The organism is uncultured Bacteroides sp. (genome assembly GCF_949298305.1).
Lineage (GTDB): Bacteria > Bacteroidota > Bacteroidia > Bacteroidales > Bacteroidaceae > Bacteroides.
Map to the genome: position 1 here is coordinate 1 of NZ_CASFWU010000162.1, position 2,404 is coordinate 2,404.

Sequence of the window (2,404 nt, forward strand, 5' to 3'; positions counted from 1 at the left end):
TTTCTATCAAAGTAAAAAAGCGTTTATTCTCCCCTCTCCTTGAGAGAGGGGGAAAAGGAAAGAGAGGGAAAGGGAAAAGTGATTCATATTTCTATCAAAATAAAGAAGCACTTACTTCCCCCTCTCCTTGGGAGAGGGGCCAGGGGTGAGGCCGACAAGCCTCTCTATCAGCTCCTCATCCGCCAGATAGGGCATCGTGATGTGATAGCCGTCTTCATGGGTGCGGTTGAAGGTCTCGCTGGTCTCCATGGCGTGCGGATTGCGGGCCCACGAACGGCGGGCTACACCGCCCATTACGTCCCACAGCATGGCCGAGCGCAGAATCCGGTCCACCCGCTCGCTGCCGTCGCACACCATGCCGAAACCACCGTTGATGGCTTTGCCGATGCCTACGCCACCGCCGTTGTGCAGGGCTACGAGGCTCATGCCGCGGGCACAGTTGCCGGCAAAGCACTGTACGGCCATGTCGGCCATGACGTTACTGCCGTCCTTGATGTTGGCTGTCTCACGGAAGGGCGAATCGGTGCCGCTGACGTCGTGGTGGTCGCGCCCCAGCATGATGGGACCTACCTCGCCACGGCGCACCATCTCGTTGAACCGCAGCGCTATCTTCATGCGTCCCTCTGCATCCTGGTAGAGGATACGGGCCTGGGTGCCCACTACGAGGTTGTTCTTCTCGGCATCGCGAATCCAGTTATAGTTGTCCCTATCCTGTCCGCGGCGGGTGGGGTCGATGCACTCCATGGCGGCACGGTCGGTCTTCACGAGGTCCTCGTGCTTGCCGCTCAGACATACCCAGCGGAAGGGACCGTAACCGTAATCGAACAGTTCGGGGCCCATGATGTCCTCCACGTAACTGGGGAAGATGAAGCCGTTCTTGTCGTCTCCGCCGCGGGCTATCTCGGTGACGCCTGCGTCGTAGACGGCCTTCATGAACGAGTTGCCGTAGTCGAAGAAATACGTGCCGCGGTCCACCAACGTTCGGATAACCTCGAAGTGCCGCTTCAGCGAGTCGTCCACCAGGCGGCGGAATGCGGCCGGATCTTTATGAAGTAACTCGGTGCGTTCGGCAAAGGTGATGCCTGCGGGACAGTAGCCGCCGTCGTAAGCGGCATGGCAAGAGGTCTGGTCGGACAGGAGGTCGATGCGGATGTTGTGACTGGCGGCATACTCCAGCAGGTCCACCACGTTGCCGTGGTAGGCGATGGAGACGGGTTGCTTCTGCCGCATGGCCTCATCGGCCAAGGCAAATGCTTCGGGGAGGGAAGAAGTGACATGCCCTACCCAACCCTGTCGGTGGCGCGTCTCAATGCGCGAAGCGTCCACCTCGGCTATGATGGCGGCGGCTCCGGCCATTTCGGCGGCCTTGGGCTGTGCGCCGCTCATGCCTCCCAGTCCCGAAGACACGAAGAGGCGGCCCGCCAGGTTGCCGTCCTGCGGGATGCCCAGCTTCAGGCGTCCGGCATTGAGCAGGGTGTTGAACGTGCCGTGTACGATGCCCTGCGGCCCGATGTACATCCAGCCGCCGGCCGTCATCTGACCGTAGTTGGCCACGCCCATCTGCATGGCGGTGTGCCAGTCTTTCGGGTTGTCGTAGAGGCCCACCATCAGGGCGTTGGTGATGATGACGCGGGGCGCGTCGGGCTTCGATTTGAACAGCCCCAGCGGATGGCCGCTCTCGATGACGAGCGTCTGGTCCTGCGTCAGCACCTCCAGGTATTGCTTGATGAGCCGGTACTGCATCCAGTTCTGGCACACCTGGCCCGTCTCGCCGTAGGTAACCAGTTCGTAAGGATAGAGGGCGATGTCGAAACAAAGGTTGTTGTCGATCATCACCTGAAAGGCTTTCCCCTCGATGCAGCGGCCCTTGTATTCGTCAATCGGCTTGGCCTTCAGGTCGCCCTGAGGGCGATAGCGGTAGCCGTAGATGCGTCCGCGGGTACGAAGCTCTTCCAGGAACTCGGGAGCCAGGGTTTCATGCAGTTCTTGAGGGATATAGCGCAGCGCATTCTTCAATGCCGTGGCCGTCTGCGCGGGAGTAAGTGTATAGCCACGGTCCGGCGCCCGCCGGATGCCCTCCACGAAGTCGGGATAGGGAGGCAATGTCTTGCTCAGGGTTATTTCCATGATATGATAGGTTAAGGATTTACAAAGTGTCAGTCCATTACAACTGATTCGTGTTGCAATATAGCAATTAATCCGGAAATACCCAATGAAAGAGGGTGAATATTTATCAAAAGGAAAGGAGAGAAGTCAAAAGCAGATAAAAACCAACCTGCAAGTATGATTCAGGCACGGATACACGACAGAACGGAGAGCTACACTCCGCACTTGTTCGTGCTATCCGTGCCTGAACACATTATCGGTACAATTACTTCCGCGTACACTCCGACTCGTCCATGTA

General features: G+C 58.3%; 1 protein-coding gene. It reads right to left on the reverse strand.

Annotation, left to right across the window (positions count from 1 at the left end):
- Positions 1-111: 111 nt before the first annotated feature.
- Positions 112-2,127, reverse strand: coding sequence for a urocanate hydratase (locus Q1Y74_RS13900; RefSeq protein ID WP_300814887.1), 2,016 nt, complete (start codon positions 2,125-2,127; stop codon positions 112-114).
- Between the last annotated feature and the right edge of the window lie 277 nt (positions 2,128-2,404).